19 protein-coding genes are annotated in these 17,197 nt (G+C 27.6%); 11 read left to right on the plus strand and 8 right to left on the minus strand.

Annotated elements, in window-relative coordinates:
* Positions 1–227: 227 nt before the first annotated feature.
* On the minus strand, positions 228–410 hold the full coding sequence (locus tag VIM70_RS16185; RefSeq protein ID WP_331946811.1) for a hypothetical protein: 183 nt from the start codon (positions 408–410) through the stop codon (positions 228–230).
* A gap of 676 nt (positions 411–1,086) precedes the next feature.
* A complete protein-coding gene (locus VIM70_RS16190; RefSeq protein ID WP_165412807.1) occupies positions 1,087–1,302 on the minus strand; it encodes a YwbE family protein in 216 nt (71 codons plus the stop codon).
* A gap of 258 nt (positions 1,303–1,560) precedes the next feature.
* On the opposite strand from VIM70_RS16190, the gene VIM70_RS16195 reads away from it, so the two are divergent.
* The 3 genes from VIM70_RS16195 (at position 1,561) to VIM70_RS16205 (ending at position 3,976) form a co-directional block, all read left to right on the plus strand.
* Positions 1,561–2,190 carry a hypothetical protein gene (locus VIM70_RS16195; RefSeq protein WP_331946812.1) on the plus strand — a complete coding sequence of 210 codons (630 nt, stop codon included), beginning with the start codon at positions 1,561–1,563 and terminating at the stop codon, positions 2,188–2,190.
* A gap of 237 nt (positions 2,191–2,427) precedes the next feature.
* Positions 2,428–2,586, plus strand: a complete 159-nt coding sequence (locus tag VIM70_RS16200; RefSeq protein WP_331946813.1) for a hypothetical protein — start codon at positions 2,428–2,430, stop codon at positions 2,584–2,586.
* Between the two features lie 241 nt (positions 2,587–2,827).
* Positions 2,828–3,976: an aminotransferase class V-fold PLP-dependent enzyme gene (locus tag VIM70_RS16205; protein WP_331946814.1), complete on the plus strand. Its 1,149-nt coding sequence runs from the start codon at positions 2,828–2,830 to the stop codon at positions 3,974–3,976.
* A gap of 23 nt (positions 3,977–3,999) precedes the next feature.
* On the opposite strand, the gene VIM70_RS16210 is transcribed toward VIM70_RS16205, so the two are convergent.
* From VIM70_RS16210 to VIM70_RS16220, 3 genes are all read right to left on the minus strand, one after another.
* Complete coding sequence (locus VIM70_RS16210) at positions 4,000–4,521, minus strand: DUF4489 domain-containing protein (RefSeq protein ID WP_331946815.1); 522 nt, start codon at positions 4,519–4,521, stop codon at positions 4,000–4,002.
* Positions 4,522–4,675: 154 nt separating this feature from the next.
* A complete protein-coding gene (locus VIM70_RS16215) occupies positions 4,676–5,437 on the minus strand; it encodes a hypothetical protein (protein WP_331946816.1) in 762 nt (253 codons plus the stop codon).
* Between the two features lie 344 nt (positions 5,438–5,781).
* The gene (locus VIM70_RS16220) at positions 5,782–6,537 is read right to left on the minus strand and encodes a hypothetical protein (RefSeq protein WP_331946817.1); all 756 of its coding nucleotides are present in this window, start codon (positions 6,535–6,537) and stop codon (positions 5,782–5,784) included.
* A gap of 237 nt (positions 6,538–6,774) precedes the next feature.
* On the opposite strand from VIM70_RS16220, the gene VIM70_RS16225 reads away from it, so the two are divergent.
* From VIM70_RS16225 to VIM70_RS16240, 4 genes are all read left to right on the plus strand, one after another.
* Positions 6,775–8,310 (plus strand): hypothetical protein, encoded by a 1,536-nt coding sequence (locus VIM70_RS16225; RefSeq protein ID WP_331946818.1) that lies wholly within the window; start codon positions 6,775–6,777, stop codon positions 8,308–8,310.
* 105 nt (positions 8,311–8,415) lie between these two features.
* Positions 8,416–8,682 (plus strand): putative Se/S carrier-like protein, encoded by a 267-nt coding sequence (locus tag VIM70_RS16230; RefSeq protein WP_331946819.1) that lies wholly within the window; start codon positions 8,416–8,418, stop codon positions 8,680–8,682.
* A gap of 105 nt (positions 8,683–8,787) precedes the next feature.
* On the plus strand, positions 8,788–10,305 hold the full coding sequence (locus VIM70_RS16235; protein ID WP_331946820.1) for a hypothetical protein: 1,518 nt from the start codon (positions 8,788–8,790) through the stop codon (positions 10,303–10,305).
* Between the two features lie 86 nt (positions 10,306–10,391).
* Complete coding sequence (locus VIM70_RS16240) at positions 10,392–11,285, plus strand: tRNA 2-thiocytidine biosynthesis TtcA family protein (protein ID WP_331946821.1); 894 nt, start codon at positions 10,392–10,394, stop codon at positions 11,283–11,285.
* A gap of 110 nt (positions 11,286–11,395) precedes the next feature.
* Here VIM70_RS16240 and VIM70_RS16245 read toward each other — a convergent pair whose 3' ends face one another.
* Positions 11,396–11,668, minus strand: coding sequence for a hypothetical protein (locus tag VIM70_RS16245; RefSeq protein ID WP_331946822.1), 273 nt, complete (start codon positions 11,666–11,668; stop codon positions 11,396–11,398).
* Positions 11,669–12,010: 342 nt separating this feature from the next.
* Between VIM70_RS16245 and VIM70_RS16250 the strand changes: the two genes are divergently transcribed.
* Positions 12,011–13,384 carry a hypothetical protein gene (locus VIM70_RS16250; RefSeq protein ID WP_331946823.1) on the plus strand — a complete coding sequence of 458 codons (1,374 nt, stop codon included), beginning with the start codon at positions 12,011–12,013 and terminating at the stop codon, positions 13,382–13,384.
* Between the two features lie 82 nt (positions 13,385–13,466).
* Positions 13,467–13,805, plus strand: coding sequence for an arsenate reductase family protein (locus tag VIM70_RS16255; RefSeq protein ID WP_331946824.1), 339 nt, complete (start codon positions 13,467–13,469; stop codon positions 13,803–13,805).
* A 74-nt stretch (positions 13,806–13,879) separates the two neighbouring features.
* On the opposite strand, the gene VIM70_RS16260 is transcribed toward VIM70_RS16255, so the two are convergent.
* Positions 13,880–14,434 (minus strand): biotin transporter BioY, encoded by a 555-nt coding sequence (locus VIM70_RS16260; RefSeq protein ID WP_331946825.1) that lies wholly within the window; start codon positions 14,432–14,434, stop codon positions 13,880–13,882.
* Between the two features lie 284 nt (positions 14,435–14,718).
* Between VIM70_RS16260 and menA the strand changes: the two genes are divergently transcribed.
* Positions 14,719–15,663 (plus strand): 1,4-dihydroxy-2-naphthoate polyprenyltransferase, encoded by a 945-nt coding sequence (menA, locus tag VIM70_RS16265; RefSeq protein WP_331946826.1) that lies wholly within the window; start codon positions 14,719–14,721, stop codon positions 15,661–15,663.
* A 32-nt stretch (positions 15,664–15,695) separates the two neighbouring features.
* Entirely contained in the window at positions 15,696–16,358 is a 663-nt protein-coding gene (locus VIM70_RS16270) for an HD domain-containing protein (RefSeq protein WP_331946827.1), read from the plus strand.
* A gap of 136 nt (positions 16,359–16,494) precedes the next feature.
* On the opposite strand, the gene VIM70_RS16275 is transcribed toward VIM70_RS16270, so the two are convergent.
* Entirely contained in the window at positions 16,495–16,707 is a 213-nt protein-coding gene (locus tag VIM70_RS16275; protein WP_331946828.1) for a helix-turn-helix transcriptional regulator, read from the minus strand.
* Between the last annotated feature and the right edge of the window lie 490 nt (positions 16,708–17,197).

Consider the following 17,197-nt stretch of genomic DNA (forward strand, 5'->3'; position numbering starts at 1 on the left):
CATAATTAAGACCTCCGAGTTACAAAGTTTGTATACTCTATATATTCGACATTGATGGTCCAAAATCCTTTTTGCCTACAAAAAAAACACTCCAATTTATTAGAGTGTTTTACATTTTATGTTTGTCAACAGTCTGAAAAAACCTGCATTCTTAAGAGAATGCAGGTTTTTCTATTTCATTTTAATTCATGTCAAGAATTATTCATTTATTTAGTATATCTCAGAACCTAAGGCTCTATCTCAATGTATGCTATGGCTTTTTTGTTAAACAAATATTTTTTACCCATTACATTAATTTCGTGAGGCCTGGAGTTTTCAAAATTATAAAACCAACTTTTAAACAGATCACTTTCAGATTGTTTTAAATCAAATAGTTCCGTCTCACCACTAATAAAAGAAATCGTTAACATTATAAACACTCCTTTTCAAGTAAATAATCTCTACTAATGACATATTCTCTATTTAAAACAGATTTCCTCTATTTGTTACAATATTTATTTAGAATAATAAATTATATGTTGAGGATCCATATATAATCTCTAATATAAACATTAAAGTTAATATTTTACAATTAAATTTATAGAAAAAAAAGAAACCTTCACCAGAACTGTATTAGTGATAGATTTGCTTTTTTGTTATTAGTCCAAACATTCTAGACATTCATTGATTACATCTTCTGTAATTACAAATAATTCATCTTTTCTCATTTAAACACCTCCTAGATAGTCTACAGTGGGAAAATAAAACAGCTATTAATTGTTATAGTGTTATCAGTAGGTTATTCGACAAAATTTTAATAAGGGATTCATTAAGAAATTTTAGAATGAAAAGGGTAAGAACTTAAGAATTGAAATTTTAAAATTCATGTCTTTTCTTTTGATAAGTAGTTTAATGACCCGATCTTTGCAAAATATCAGCAAATTTCTTATAGCTTTGTAAATAATTAATTTTTACTAGGTAACTTTATAAGTATACATCATTTTAGTTTAAAATACAAGCCCAATTTGAATTAAAATATAAAAGTCAATTTACCATCGAAAACTTAGTGTAAAAGTAAATTGGCTTTTAACTGACAATAACGAATTTTTATTTTGATATAATAGCTTGAACTCTGCCTACCTGACCATCTTCAAGCATTACTTTTATACCCCTTGGATGTACTGCCGAGTTGGTTAACAACCTTTTTACTACACCTCTTGTTAGTTTAGTTGTTCTTTGGTCTTTTTTTAATACAACGTCTACAGTAATACCTATAGGTATATTATTTCTTATTTGTCCTCTGTTATCACTTTGCGTATTCATGATTTTGTAGTCTCCTTTTAAAAAATTACTTAAAACTTATTATTACTTTCATATTTTTTAATATAAGTTTATATACCCACAATACTCTAATTACCATTGTCTTGTCAAAATATATTTTAATTACTTAATTCCTATATAAAAAAATATAATTTAAAAGATCATTAGTATAAGGTAAAATTATGCAAGGTTTAAAGAATAAAATAGTTCTGTATGGAAACTATATAGTATAAAAGAATATTCTAGAAAGGAGAAATTGGGATGTTAGACTCATTATCATTCATACCTGCTAATCTTTTGAACCCAATAATATCCTCTACATCTATTATAATTGGTGCCATCTTAGGCGGTGTTTTTAGCTGGTTTATAAATAAAAACTCTACTGGTATGGCAATTGAAACGCAATGTAAAATCGAAACAGCTAATAGGGAGTATCGGGAGGGAAATAAGGCTTTAAAGCTTAGTGAGTATGCAACTATAATTCGATTAGATATATGTACCACTTTATTTCAAAGCATAAGAATGCTAAAAGAATTTGAAGAGAAAAATAATATTAGTATTTATCCTATACCAATGAACGTTAATTACGCTGAATCCATTGTAGCTTTATCAAAAGTCTTTAGTTTAAAAGAAATGAGTTATATATATCAATTATATGGAATAATAGAAAAATTGAATAATGATACAAAAGGTTATCATTACGATGAAAGGCATTATACTTTAATAAAAGAGGATTATGAGATGTTTATTATAAAACTTTATGGGATAAATTATATAAAAGCATTAAACTTTGAAATTGATTTAGTAGCCTTCGAAGATTTATACGATAACGTAATTATAAAACAAGGATATAGAAATATACTAATTAAGTTGGGTAATTTAACCAATTAATAGTTAATTAGATTAAGATACACAATATTTTGTTGGTTAAATATACATATTAATAAAAAAATATTATTATCTTTCAATATTAAGTTGAAATCCTAAAAGAATTAAGATAAACTGATTAGTAGAGAAAACAACAAGTTGAGTTTGAGTGTAGAAAATATAAATTTATAAAATATAAATTCAAACATAAATTCTATAGTATTTAACATTCTTAATTTGATACAAAAGGAGGAAAACTTTATGTCAAGTAATAATATTGAAATGATGAAAAAAATTATTGAAGAAAAGAAAAAGAAAAGTTCAGAACAAGGTGGAATTTCAAGACCTGAAAAAGTAATAGGAAAACAAAAAAAAGCTGCAAGAAGCACTAAAAAAACTGGTGGCTTATTTGACCGATAGAAACATATATTTAAAATAGTCTTTATAAGATAATAGTAAATTTACTAATATATAGAAAAATGAGCTCCGATTTTGAGGGCTCATTTTTTTGTTATTATTTTGACCATTACCATATCAAATTTAACATTACAAATCGAAAATTGTGTTAATATAAAAAAAGATTAATAATTTATTAAGCATAATTTTCTGCATTTCAAAATATTTATATTGTATGAATAATAAATTACAAATGGAGGATTTTATGATCTATCTTGATAATGCTGCAACAAGTTTTCCAAAGCCACCTGAAGTATATTCTGAAGTATTAATATGCATGGAAAATTATGCTGCGAATCCAGGCAGAGGTTCTCATGATATGGCAGTTAAGGCTTCATCTAAAATTATGGAGACCAGACAAGAGTTAAGTGAATTTTTCAACATTCCTAATTTATTAAATATTATTTTTACATGTAATGCTACTGAATCACTTAATATTGGTATAAAAGGAATATTAAAGCCAGGAGACCATGTTATTAGTACAGTTATTGAACATAACTCAGTTCTTAGGCCATTAAATTATCTAAGTGAAAGAGAAATAACATTTACTCTTCTTGGTGTTGATGAAAATGGATACTTGAACCTTAATAATCTAAAAAAGAAGATACGTAGAAATACCAAAGCAATAATAATAAACCATACTTCAAATGTATTAGGAACGGTTCAAGATATAAGAGCTATAGGAGAGATTGCGAAAGAAGCCGGAATACTCTTCATGGTTGATGCATCTCAGAGTGCAGGAGTGATCCCGATAGATGTAGAATGTGACAATATTGACTTATTAGCTTTCCCTGGTCATAAAGGGCTGTATGGACCTCAGGGAACAGGCGGTTTGTATATAAGAGAAGGGATATATATTGATTCATTTATTCAGGGTGGAACCGGAAGTGAATCCATGTCTATGAGGCAACCCGATTTTATACCTGATAAATTTGAAAGTGGAACCCTAAATACACCTGGAATAGCAGGACTATGCGAGGGTATAAAGTTTATTCAAAAAGTTGGAATAGATAATATAAGAAAACATGAAATTATGTTAGTGGAATATTTATTAAAAGAACTGTGTAAATTATCTTATATTAAAATTTATGGAGGTTGTGATTATAAAGATAGAGCAGCAGTTGTTTCTTTAAATATAGATAATGTAGATGTGTCTGAGGTCGGAACCCTCCTAAATAAAAGAGGAATAGCAGTAAGAACAGGATTTCACTGTGCACCACTAATACATCAAATAATTGGTACAAGTGGTCGAGGAACAGTTAGAATAAGTCCAGGGTATTTTAATAATTTAGAGGATATTGAAAAACTTATTAAAGCATTAAAAGATATACATGAAAAAAGGTCCTTTTTATAGGACCTTTTTTATATATTATAGTACTATTGGCAACGGTTGTTTTTTTCCACTACTATAGCTGAAAGTATTGGATTATTAATATTAGCAACTCCCTTGCCTCCAGCAGGAGTAGTTACAACTACAGAATAGGTGCAGCAATCATCTTTATCACAATCACAATCACAATCACAATCACAAACTATGAAAGTAAATGTATCAGTAGTATTCTTCAATTGTCCAGCTCTAGCAAATGTCCATACAGGTCCAATTTTGCTTGCATCTGTTTCACCTTTACATTTCTTAAACACTTGGAAATTAAGGGTTAAATCCTTACCATCCTCTGGTGCAGCAACTATATTACTTGCAAATTCAAGCTTAATGCATGGATCATTAAAATGCGATGTCTTTAAAGTAAGAGTGCTAACTGTATTGGTAGTAGCATCATCCCCTAATGTCACTGTTATTGGGGTTCCAGTCTTACATTTTAATAAAACTTCAGCTTCTTTTTCTTTTTCTTTTTTACAGCCACAATCTTTTTCAGAATAACCTTTTGACATTGAATTCATATATTGATTCCTCCTAAATTTTAATTCATAATAGTTGAGTAAAAAGAATTCCAAAGAACTTATATTTGAGCCAGGTAATTTGGAATTCTTATATTACAATATATGAATTGGACCTATAAATGTTCTAGTTATTAATTATTTTTCTAAAATTTATTTAATCTTCATCTTCACATTCGTCATCAAATAAGGGTCTAAGATTTTGATCAGGAAAGAACTTTGGAACTGGTGCCCGCTCAAATTTTTCACAAGGATCTTCTTCAATATGATCTTCGCATTGGCAAGGAACAGGGCAATAACCATATGCGGGAATTAAAAGTTGAACAATTAATTCACATTTTACAATAAGATGGAATCCTAAAGTTATATCTAAAACAGTATCATTACAATCATCCTTGCTAAAAACCCCATCTAAACATTCTGCTACTAATTCAAGTTTTATAATTTCAGAATCAAGATCACTGGATATGCCAGTAGGCACTGTGGTAGCAGATATTTGTGCTATTGAATCTGGACAATATAACTTGGGTATAACTTCTGTACGATTGATTTCATAGAACTCAGATTTTGTCTCTCCATTGCAATTTATAAAATCTGCATAAAATGAAATTACAAAGCTAACTATTACTTTCTTAAAACTGGGGTTTTTCTTTAGTGGAATTTTCTCTACAGAAATAAGCCTTAGTTGAAAGTCCCTACATCCTGTAAATACCCTTGGGTCATCAAGAGGGTCACTTCTTAACTCTTTATCTGTATCTACCGTATCCGGTCCGCATGCATAAACTAAACATCTTTTAATTAGGCACTGGTCAAAAACTTTTGGAATTTCAACGCATACCAATTCTGATGGATCAGGAAGGTGCCCTTGTTTGTTAATAATGCCAGGTCTTGCAATAAATTCATCACGCGTAATAGCCATAAATTATCCTCCTTTTATGTTAAGTGATACACTTCAAATTCGTGTTCTCTATTTTATAGTATGCAGTTACCTATAAGTTGTGATTGTTATATTTGTTAATTTATATAAATAGTTTCTAAACATTAATTGACAGTTTCTAATTTAAAATTATCTAATCTTATTCTATGCAAATACTTTAGATATGGACTCTAATATTATAAAGAGGCTCTTTTTATGGAGCCTTTTTACCTAAATAATAACACTAGGAGTAATAACAGTAGGTTTGTACTATTATTTTCGAAAGTATTTTCTTTTTATAAATATTGTTTTAGTAGCTACATCATAAGCAATTAAATTACTTGTTCCTAGTTGTCACATTCAAAATCAAATAAGGGTTTAAGCTTTTGATCTGGGAAGAATTTTGGAACTGGTTCCCTGTTGAATTTTTCACAAGGATCTTCTTCAGGTTCCTCTTCGCATTGCTTAGGTACTGGGCAATAACCATAGGCAGGAATTAATAATTGAACAATTAGTTCACATTTTACAATAAGATGATATCCTAAAGTTATATCTAAAAAATCATTACATTCATCATCTTTGGAAAAGATTCCATCCAAACATTCTGTTACCATTTCAAGTTTTATAATTTCAGAATCAAAATCACTAGATATGCCAGTAGGCACAAGTGTAGAAGATATTTGTGCTATTGAATCTGGGCAATATAGCTTTGGTATAATTTCTGTACGATTAATTTCAAAGTACTCGCTTACATTCTCTCCATTACAGTTTAAAAAATATGCATAAAATGAAAGTTGAAAGCAAACTATTATTTTCTTATAACTAGAATTATTCTTTAGTGGGATTTTCTCTACTGAAATAAGGGTTAACTTAAAATCACTGCACCTTAAAAATGTTTTCGGGTTTTTAATGGGGCCACCTCTTAACTCTTTATCTGTAAATGCTGTATCCGGTCCACAATTATAAACTATACATCTTTTAATTAGACATTCATCAAAAACTTTTGGAATTTCAACGCAAACTAACTCATCTGGATCAGGAAGTTGTCCTTCTTTATTTACAATACCAGGTCTTGGAATAAACTCTTCACGAGTAATAGCCATAAATATCCTCCTTGTATATCAAGTATTACACTTATAATTCATGTTCCTTGTATAGTATGTATGTACCTATGGTTATGTTTGTTATACTTGATTATAAATACAAATAGTTTTTAATTGTTGGCTCAATATTATAGAATAATATATACCGCAAGTATTTTAATATAAGGCTCTAATATTAACTATTAAGACATATATTACTTTATAATAAAATATAATTTGTATAAGGAGATGAGTAATATGATAATATGTAGTCCATGTTTATTTTATGATGGTGATGGTCATATATGGAGATTCTATGTAAATGATAATCGGGATTTAATGTACAGCATTATGTACGATGATAATAAATGGACTAAAGAAAACAAAATTGATAAAGAAGTTTTGGATTTCAAGGTTAATCTTGATAAAGATAACAAAATTTATATAATATATAGTGTTAAAAGCAGCGCTCTTAAATATTGCATTTGGGAAGAAAATAAATGGTTTGGAAAGACCGTTTATAGTTTTGAAAATGAAAACTATGAAATGACTGAATTAAATGTAACTAACATTGGCAAAATAATTCATATATTTTTCATTGGCAAAAATAATATAAATAAAAATAAATGTTCTTTAATGCATTTCTGCTTAAATAAGGATGAAAGTTTATTTAATACAATTGTTATAATTCCATTTTTAAAAGAGGTTTTTTGCCATTATGAAGTGCAAAATTTAGAAAATGGTGATTTATCTTTAATATTTGTTAAACATATAAATAATGAAGTAGTAATAAATATTACAGAATATAAAATTAATAAATGGAGTGTTCCAAGAAGATTGTATGGAGTTATTGGTAATAGCATTAACTTTTGCTCATTATTGCTGTTAGATAAAATAAATATAATGAATTTGTCTAAGGAAGGCTCTTTGCATTTTTTAGAACATGTATTAATTGAACATGATGGAAAAATGAAAAGCTATAAAATTCATGAGTGCATTGATACGCCAACTAATTTTTTATTAGTTGAAGTTAGTGGAGTCCTTTGCGCTATATGGGCTGAAGGCAAAAATGTATTCGCTTCATCCTATAAAAATCAATGGAGTGAACCATTTTTATGTTATACCGAATTAAACAATGAGATTTCAAAATATAAATTTTTAGCGTTAAGTAATAAATATAATAACATAAATTGTAAATATATACTAGCAACTAACCCTCCTGAAATAAATTTATTATTACCTAATGTTAAAAATAATGACAATAGAAGTGAATTACCTGAACTAATTAAAGTAGAGACAGCACTTAAATTAGAGTCTGATGTTCAAGCAAGTAAAGTTAAAATACAGGAGGAACTTTTGGTTTTACAAAAAATAAATAAAGATTTAGAAAGAAAACTAATAGATTTACAAATAAAATATCAGCAAAAACTAAGAATTTTAGAGGAATCGGATGATAATTTTTATAAGCTTACTAATGCAAAAAGAAAAGCTGAAGAAAAATTAAATATAATAGCTGAAATACAACAAACTTCTATAAAAAAATTAGAAGTAATGGAGATAGAAAAAGTATCCAAAGATGAAGTAATAGATGACTTAAAAAATAAATCATTACAACTTACAAGTGAATATGAAGGTTTGAAAAAACAGAAAATGTCCAAAGATAATGTTGTAACTGAATTGAAAACTAGATTACAGGAGTTAACTAGTGAAAAGGAGGAGTTGAAAGAAGATTTACATCGCGAAAAAAACATAGGAATTGTAGATAGAATTTTAAGAAAGAGAGCTAACAAATAACAAACACATTAACCGCATCTTTTCATATTATGGAGTAGTCTAATATTCTATTTATTATGAAATTAATTTTTAAACTATTTATCCATAAGGGAGATGTGTTAAATAATGAAAGCAGAAGAAAATGAATATTTAGTTGTTTATCCAGGTCATAATGCTGCAACGCTTTTGTACCAAAGACTTCTAAATAAATCTTGTAATATTGAATTAGTATCAACTCCTATAATTATATCCTATGGTTGCAGTCAATCCATTAAATTTAAAGAAGTTTATATGAATATTGTTAGAGACGAAATCAGAAAAATAAATATAAAACCAAAAGGTATATACCTAATTGTCAAAAAAGGGAGATATGATAATTACGAAAAGGTCTAAAATAATAGATATGTTTTTTAGGATTTGGAATTTCCAAATCCTTTATTATGTTTAAGCATATTTTACATCATCAGCGCATATTTTCTATTAAGAAGTATAAAGGGCGTGATTAAAATAGATGCAATTATTCGAAATAGTTTTTATTTTGTTTCAAATATTAAAACTGGCATATTGACTATAATTGACGGTCTTTGCAATACTGTATTAAAAGAAATAATTGTGGGGAAAAGGCCATTTAAATTAGCAATAAAAGATAATAATACTATTTGTGTTGCCTGTGAGATGAGTAATACTATTTCATTTGTTAATTGTACCAGTGGTGAAATATTAGAAAACTCTATTCCTAATAATGGTAATTTCCAAATTGATACAATAAATAATAGAATATATGTTTCCAATACCTTTGAGGTCAATATCTATGATATGAACTTTGCGAAATTAGTAGGACACATTAAAGGGCTCTCGGCGATTATTGATTTAAGACTTAATAAAGAAGGGTCTAAGCTTTATGTATTAGATACATTACTGATGGAATTACGAATTTATAGGACAGATAATTATAAGCTTATAGATATATTTACAAATTTAGGAATTAACCCGACTTATATTTTAATATCTGAAGATGATAAAAAAGTTTATATTTCAATGCTGGATAGTATATTAAATATAGATATTATATCAAAAGAATTTACCAAATTAATTTTACCTAAAGGATCTTTAATAGCTGGAATGGTTTTAAAAGAGAATACCATTTACGCATCAAATTTAGGGTTAAACAGAATTGACTTAATAGATATTCCTAATTATGAATGCTATAGTTTTATTCTTACCTCAAAACCTGAACCTACAAATCTTTTTATAACTGAGGATAAGACTAAACTCTTGGTTACTAATAGGAACAACGAAGGTTATGGTGGAATTGATATAATAGATTTAAAATCAAATTCTTTAATTGGTTCAATTCTGATGAACACACTTAATAGTCAGCCTTATGATATTATTTCACTGATTTTACCTTATACATACGTTCCACCAGTTGAAATAAATGATTTACAACAAGATAATCAGAAAATAACTATAATAGCTAAAAAAATATTTTCGACCTATAATGAAAAACTTAATTTTCCTTTTATCAATATTAACTTAAGCAAATATAAAGATTTTATTTATATTTTTCAAAAAATAAAATTTGAATCAGGCTTAATTGTGCAAAACTCAGAACTTAGGAGTCGTTTATCTACAATATCTGGGTTGTCAAATATTAAATTTATTGTAAGGGTTAACTATACAATTAACTATTTAGAAAATTGTAATCATAACATCATTAATGGTTTTTTTGAAAAACCTATAGATGTTTTTTTAAATATTCCAAAAGACCTTGAATTAGAAGAACTTCAACTTAATATTATAACTACTACAAAATTTACAACTACTCCAAAGATCCTTGAAAATGTTGTTAGCTTTGGTGTCACAACTCTTATGGAGTTAAAGATAATAGGTGAAGATGAAATAGATCTTACTAATTTAAAAGAAACCTTTGGTACTACAGAAGAATGTTTTGAAGAATTTACTGATTTTAATGATTCTATTTTTACGAGTGACATAAATTTTCCCTTTAAATAGAATTATATATTTGCATATATTACTTTGCAAAGACAAAGGCCTCTTAAATATGTTATAATATCCTAATGTATAAGAGGGGTGATATTATGAGTAGTATTGCAGGAGAAGGTTGTGAAATCTTAGTTCCGTTAAATGAGCGAAAACCATTAGAGGAAATAGAACGTAGTCTTATAACAGGTTATAGAAAACCTATTTGGACAAAATTTGTTAAAGCTATAAAGGATTACAATTTAGTTGAATCAGGTGATAAAATTGCTGTAGCTATCTCAGGAGGCAAGGATAGCATAATATTGGCTAAATTATTTCAAGAGCTACAACATCATGGTAATGTTACTTTTGATCTAGAGTATATTGCCATGGATCCTGGATATCATAAAAATATAAAAGAACTATTACTTGATAATTGTAAATATTTAAATATTCCAGTTAAAATATTTGAATCAAGGGTTTTTGATATAATTGATAACATAGCAAAGGATTATCCTTGTTACATGTGTGCCAAAATGCGCAGAGGAGCATTATATGCAAAGGCAAAAGAATTAGGTTGTAATAAACTCGCCCTTGGTCACCATTTTAATGATATAATTGAAACCACTATGTTAAATGTACTTTACTCAGGGAACTTTAAAACTATGCTTCCAAAACTAAAATCAAAAAATTTTGAGAAGATGGAATTAATTCGTCCTCTTTATTATATAGAAGAAGAATATATTGAAAGTTTCACTCAAAGTAGTGGTATCTGGCCACTTAATTGTGCTTGCATGGTCGCAGCCAAAAAGATAGGTAATAAACGCAATGAAATTAAAGATTTAATTAAAGAGCTAAAGAAAACCTTTATTGGTGTTGATAAATCTATTTTTAGATCTGCTCAAAATATTAATATGGATTCTATTTTAGGATGGCAAAAAAACGGAGTTAATTATTCGTATCTAGATTTTTATGATGAAGATGAAAATAAAAAAGCAGCAGTAGAATTATAAGTTCTGCTGCTTTTTTATTCTAAATTTAATATAGTTCAAAACTAATGGAATTCTTGTTTTTATGTAAAATTACAACTTAAAAATTTCAATGGCAGCAATATGGGAGTGCATTATTTTTCGTTTGGTTTTAATTCTTCTATGATAAATTTATCAAAATGAATTTCATCGATAAAATTATTTTCGTCAAAGCTGGTTTTATGTCTTCTATTATATTCACTGATATTTGACTTCAGCCAGTACGGTGTGGATGTATCAAATTTGTAACATAATTCAGATATACACTTTTTTAAATTTTCTTGGTAACTATCTTCTATTTCTGACATTGACACCTCATCCATAACAATTCTATTATCTTTAATTAATTTACCCCAAATTTTTAACATCTTTGCCTCCTTACTTATATTTGCAAGTAAATAACAGTTATTAACTGTTAACCTCCTGTTTTAAAAATATCATTTAGTTGAATATTTTTTGTTAGTCAAAGTTTATCATAAATTATAGTTAAAGTCATGTCCAAAATGTTTCTCAGTTATAAATTACATATTTTTATCTCATTCGCTAACAATGAAAATTGATTATTTTCTTTGAATATTGCATATACTCAATGCAATGGATTTTAAAATGTAACTATTTAGAAGGTACCAATTTTTAAAACAGTTAATTAATTTATTTAATATATTAAATATCAGTATGTACAGTATCATACATAGGAGGAATAAAAATACATGGTAAATTTAGGTCTAATTCATTATGCGTATATTATCATCATTCTTATAATTATAATAATAATTGCATTTAAAAAAGATGTAATGCTTCCTTGTATATTAGGCATTGGAATAATAGGTTATATTTTTACAGGAGATATAATTAAGGCTGTACAAATTATATTTATGGCAGTAGTTATATCTGGAAAAGAATTTATTGAAATAGTTGTTGTTATTGCATTAGTCAATGCAATGTCAAGTGCATTAAATGATATGGGTGCAGATGAACTAATTATAAGACCTATGAAAAAATTAATGATAAATAAAACAATGTCTTTTTTCGTTCTAGGTTCTACTGTGACTTTGACTTCATGGTTTATTTGGCCAACACCGGCAGTTGTTTTTATAGGTGCTTTAATGGTGCCTGCTGCAATACAATCGGGATTATCACCTGTATGGTCTGCAGTAGTTTTATGTATATTTGGCAATGGGGTAGCTTTATCAAGTGATTTTGTTCTTCAAGCCGCTCCATCAATAACTGCTAAGACTGCAAATTTACCTAATGCATTAGGAATTATTAAACAATGCCTACCATTTTGGGGCGTAATGAGTATAGTTACTATAACTATAGCATTTATACTTATGAAAAAGGATGAGGGCATAGTGGAAATCAAGACTTGTGAATCATTAAATAAAAGTAAAAAATCTATAAAAAAACAGTCAATAGGAACAACAATAATGGCAATAATCACTCCTTTAGTATTTATAATCGATATTATAATTATAAAAAAATTACAATTCATAGGCTCAGAATCTACAGCTTTGATAGGTGGGAGCGCTGCAATAATAACAATAATTTCATCTATAATTTATTCTGATTTTAAAACATCATTAGGGTCGGTTACTAAATATATTAAAAATGGTTTCACTTTTGGCATAAACATTTTTGCACCAATTATAGTTATAGGTGCTTTCTTTTTTTTAGGAAGTGAAGCTACAGCAACTGCTATATTAGGAAAGGGTGCTAGTGGTATTTTAAGTGACATAGGAATGTATGCAGCAAGCAAGGTGCCTCTATCTAAATACTCTGTTATAGGTATACAAACAGCAGTCAGCACTCTTCTTGGGCTTAGTGGCTCAGGTTTTGCGGGGCTTCCTCTTGTTGGTACCCTAGCTAATACCTTTTCAACTGCTATTAATATAGACAAAGAAAAGGTTGCAGCATTTGGTCAAATCATCACCATATGGATAGGTGGAGGAACTATAATTCCTTGGAGTGTGGTTGCTGCAGCAGGAATTTGTAAGGTTGAGCCTTTTGATGTTGCTAGGAAGAATATTATTCCTGTGACATGTGGAATAGTTGCTACAGTAATATTAGGAATAATAATATTATAAATTTCTAATTAATAGTGACCAATGCTTTAATTAATGGTAGCATAAAGAATAAACAAATATATTTTAAGGAGATCTAACACAAATGAATATTCAATTTTTTGGAACCAGAAAGTGTTTTGATACCAAAAAAACTGAAAGATATTTTAAAGAAAGAAATATAAAATATCAATTCATAGATTTAAATATTAAAGGTCTAAGTAAAGGGGAACTAAAAAGCGTAAAAAATTCTGTAGGATTAAATAATTTAATCAACACAAAATCAAAGGATTATAAAAAATTAAATCTAGACCAAATTAGAGGAGAAGAGACTAAAGAAGATATTTTATTAAATAATCCACAACTTTTTAAGACTCCTATTGTACGAAATGGAAAAGAGGCTACCGTTGGGTATGTTCCAGAAATATGGACAACCTGGGAATAGTAATATAATATTATGTAAGTATTAAAAAGGAAATAACTATAGTTATTTCCTAAAATACTAAAAACTGATATTTATTAATTTTTATTTGAATACTTTGATAACCTAGGAATTAATTGTTTAGCTAAAGATATTGCTATAACTGCTTTTATAATATCACCAGGAATAAATGGTAAGCAAGCATATTTAAGAGCACCATAGAAATTTATACTTTTCCCTAAATAACTTGTAAAAATGAAATAAAAGTAAGGTACTCCAATTATATAAATTACAATACTTCCGAGTATAACAGAATATACTATTTTTGACAGAGACTTGTTTTTTTCAGTAAGCTTGCCAATTACATAAGCTGCAACAACGTAACCCATTAAAAACCCAAAGCTAGGTCTTGCTATTGCGCCTAATCCGCCATTTCCACCAGAAAAAACAGGTAATCCAATTAAACCTAAAATAATATATGTGATTTGAGATAAAGCGCCTAACTTAGCCCCTAAAATAAGACCAGATAAAACAACAAACAGACTTTGAAGGGTTATAGGAACAGGGCCTATAGGAATAGCAATAAATGCGCCCACGGCTGTCAGTGATGTAAATAAAGCAGTAATTATTAGATCTCGTGTAGATAAATTCAAAATACTTCCCCCTTAAAAATTAAAGTTAAGCAATGTTATTGTTTAATTAAACATAACATAATATTAGAATCATTGTAAACCATATTTTTGTTTTATGTTTACAATGATATTATCATGAATTATTTTTAAAGTCAAACAAGATATAAATCTTATTTTCTTAAAATGAATTCAAATTAATTATTTTAAGCTAATTCAGGAATTTTAAAAACATGCTACAATTAAATCAACAATAAAATTACATTACTTGCTTCTAATTAGGAATTATTCAGTAGGAGGGTTTAAAATTGTCTTTAACTAATTTACTTAACTTCATTGAAATTCAAACAAAATTGGCCAGTATGATACCTTTTATAGTAGGAACACTCTATTCTTTTTATAGATACAAAAGTTTTAACTTGAAAAATTTTATTATCATGGGAATCTCATTATTAGCATTTGACATGGCAACTACAGCAATAAACAATTATATTGATTACATAAAAAGTTTAAAGGAGCATAGATACAATCATTTAAATAGAATTGTTAAATATGACATCAAAGAATCCACCGCTATAGGCATAATTTTTATTTTGCTTTTAATTGCCGTTATTTTTGGAATTCTATTAACTTTAAACACTAATTTACTTGTGCTTTTAATTGGAGTTATTTCATTTTTGACAGGCATACTTTACACATATGGACCTATTCCAATATCACGTATGCCCTTGGGTGAAGTATTTTCCGGAATATTTATGGGATTTATTATTTTGTTTTTATCTTGTTACATACACATATTTGATAGAAATATAATTTCTTTGGTATTTAATAATAATTTATTAAACATCAGCATAAATCTAGTGGAAGTATTTTATATCATTTTAATTTCAATCCCTACAATGAGTGGTATAGCAAATATTATGCTTGCTAATAATATTTGTGATCTAAAAGAGGATATAACAAATAATAGATATACGTTACCTTACTATCTAGGAAAGAAAAATGCAATTAAATTATTTAGAACCTTATATTACATTTCATACCTAGATATTATCATTTTAGTTTTATTAAAAGTTTCACCAGTTATATCTTTATTTGTAATTTTAACTATAATACCTTTGAATAAAAATATAAATTTGTTTAGTCAAAAACCTATTAAAAATGAAACCTTCGTTTTATCAGTGAAAAATTTTGCATTAATAAACATAACAAATATAATATTACTATTAATTGCGATCATGTTTAATTGGTAGTAACTTAAACAATAAATATAGGAGGAGATTTTATGGAAAAGGAATTAATTATAATTAAAACAAAAGTATATGTAAAAAACAAACTAGGAGGAGAAGTCACAGGCCATGATTGGTGGCATACTTTGAGAGTTTACAAAACTTCTATTTATTTAGGTGAAAAAGAGAATGCCAATTTATACATCGTAGGTTTAGCGGCATTATTACATGATATTGCTGATTGGAAATTCACTGATGAAAGTATTGACATTGGACCTAAGGTTTCTCGAGAGTGGTTAGAAAGCTTAGGGGTAGATGGTAATACTATTAATAGCGTAACCAAGATAATAGAAACTATGTCGTTTAAAGGTGGCACAACAAACGCAGATCAAAAAACTAAGGAGGGAAAGGTTGTTCAAGATGCAGACAGATTAGATGCTTTAGGTGCTATAGGAATTGCAAGAGCTTTTGCTTATGGGGGGTTTAAAGAAAGAGAACTACACAATCCTAATATCAAACCTCAAAAATATAAGGATTTTGAACAATATAAGAAAAGTGTTGGTACAACGGTAAATCACTTTTATGAAAAACTCTTGTTATTAAAGAATTTAATGAATACTGAATCAGGTAAATCTATGGCAATACAAAGACATGAATTTATGGAAGAATATTTGGATCAATTTTTTAAAGAGTGGAATTGTAGAGAAATAGATTCTTAATTTATTATACAGCAAATACTAAAGCTTCAAAATTAAATATTGAAATTATTTCCTTGGAAATAAAAGGTAATATAATTATGTAAACAACTAAAAAAGCTAGTTAACAAAATACAGTCAATTAGCTTTTTTCATTTATTTAACTTGTTCTAAGTTCGTCTATATTAACACATAAAATAGTTGCAATAGTTTCAATAATATTAAATGATGGATTTTGTTTGCTCCCACGTTCTAGTTCTTCTAAATAAGTTTGGGATACCTGTACATTTAAATTTCGTGATAAAGTTGATATATCTTTGCTCGTTAAAGATTTTTTTAATCTTATTTCTCTAATCTTAGCACCGTTAAGCATATAAAAACCTCCTTATATTTAACTAGAATAACTAATAGGATAATATTAAATTGTACATGTTAATTATACTATGAATATTGACGAATCTCTGTTAATTTTATGTAGCATTTGTTAAAATTAGAAGCAAATAAATAAGTGTAAATTAAATATTAAACTTAAAAACAATTTCTGTTCACACATTATTAATATGTTTGCCATTTGAATGCCATAGATTAACTTTATTATATTAATATAAGAAAGAATTAAATCTTTCAGTATTATTATTTTAACCAAAACATTCTGAGTAATATTATTGATTTTATTAGGTATAAGTCGTTTTACTAAATTAATAAAGTTAAATCAAATAAATGTTAAAATTAAAATGAAATAATCGTATAAACTAATTTGAACTTCCTCTGTGAGCCCCCGTTTGCAGAGGAAGTTTTCATATTAATTATAGGGCAGCTAAAATATATAAATTATGTTTATTACTTATTATATTATATAATAT

This window comes from Clostridium sp., assembly GCF_036569345.1.
Taxonomy (GTDB): domain Bacteria; phylum Bacillota; class Clostridia; order Clostridiales; family Clostridiaceae; genus Clostridium_AD.

Excerpts from the sequence above, each read along its gene's own strand:
- VIM70_RS16185 (WP_331946811.1), bottom strand. The coding sequence starts at position 410 with ATGTTAACGATTTCTTTTATTAGTGGTGAGACGGAACTATTTGATTTA.
- VIM70_RS16190 (WP_165412807.1), bottom strand. The coding sequence starts at position 1,302 with ATGAATACGCAAAGTGATAACAGAGGACAAATAAGAAATAATATACCT.
- VIM70_RS16195 (WP_331946812.1), top strand. The coding sequence starts at position 1,561 with ATGTTAGACTCATTATCATTCATACCTGCTAATCTTTTGAACCCAATA.
- VIM70_RS16200 (WP_331946813.1), top strand. The coding sequence starts at position 2,428 with ATGTCAAGTAATAATATTGAAATGATGAAAAAAATTATTGAAGAAAAG.
- VIM70_RS16205 (WP_331946814.1), top strand. The coding sequence starts at position 2,828 with ATGATCTATCTTGATAATGCTGCAACAAGTTTTCCAAAGCCACCTGAA.
- VIM70_RS16210 (WP_331946815.1), bottom strand. The coding sequence starts at position 4,521 with ATGAATTCAATGTCAAAAGGTTATTCTGAAAAAGATTGTGGCTGTAAA.
- VIM70_RS16215 (WP_331946816.1), bottom strand. The coding sequence starts at position 5,437 with ATGGCTATTACGCGTGATGAATTTATTGCAAGACCTGGCATTATTAAC.
- VIM70_RS16220 (WP_331946817.1), bottom strand. The coding sequence starts at position 6,537 with ATGGCTATTACTCGTGAAGAGTTTATTCCAAGACCTGGTATTGTAAAT.
- VIM70_RS16225 (WP_331946818.1), top strand. The coding sequence starts at position 6,775 with ATGATAATATGTAGTCCATGTTTATTTTATGATGGTGATGGTCATATA.
- VIM70_RS16230 (WP_331946819.1), top strand. The coding sequence starts at position 8,416 with ATGAAAGCAGAAGAAAATGAATATTTAGTTGTTTATCCAGGTCATAAT.
- VIM70_RS16240 (WP_331946821.1), top strand. The coding sequence starts at position 10,392 with ATGAGTAGTATTGCAGGAGAAGGTTGTGAAATCTTAGTTCCGTTAAAT.
- VIM70_RS16245 (WP_331946822.1), bottom strand. The coding sequence starts at position 11,668 with ATGTTAAAAATTTGGGGTAAATTAATTAAAGATAATAGAATTGTTATG.
- VIM70_RS16250 (WP_331946823.1), top strand. The coding sequence starts at position 12,011 with ATGGTAAATTTAGGTCTAATTCATTATGCGTATATTATCATCATTCTT.
- VIM70_RS16255 (WP_331946824.1), top strand. The coding sequence starts at position 13,467 with ATGAATATTCAATTTTTTGGAACCAGAAAGTGTTTTGATACCAAAAAA.
- VIM70_RS16270 (WP_331946827.1), top strand. The coding sequence starts at position 15,696 with ATGGAAAAGGAATTAATTATAATTAAAACAAAAGTATATGTAAAAAAC.
- VIM70_RS16275 (WP_331946828.1), bottom strand. The coding sequence starts at position 16,707 with ATGCTTAACGGTGCTAAGATTAGAGAAATAAGATTAAAAAAATCTTTA.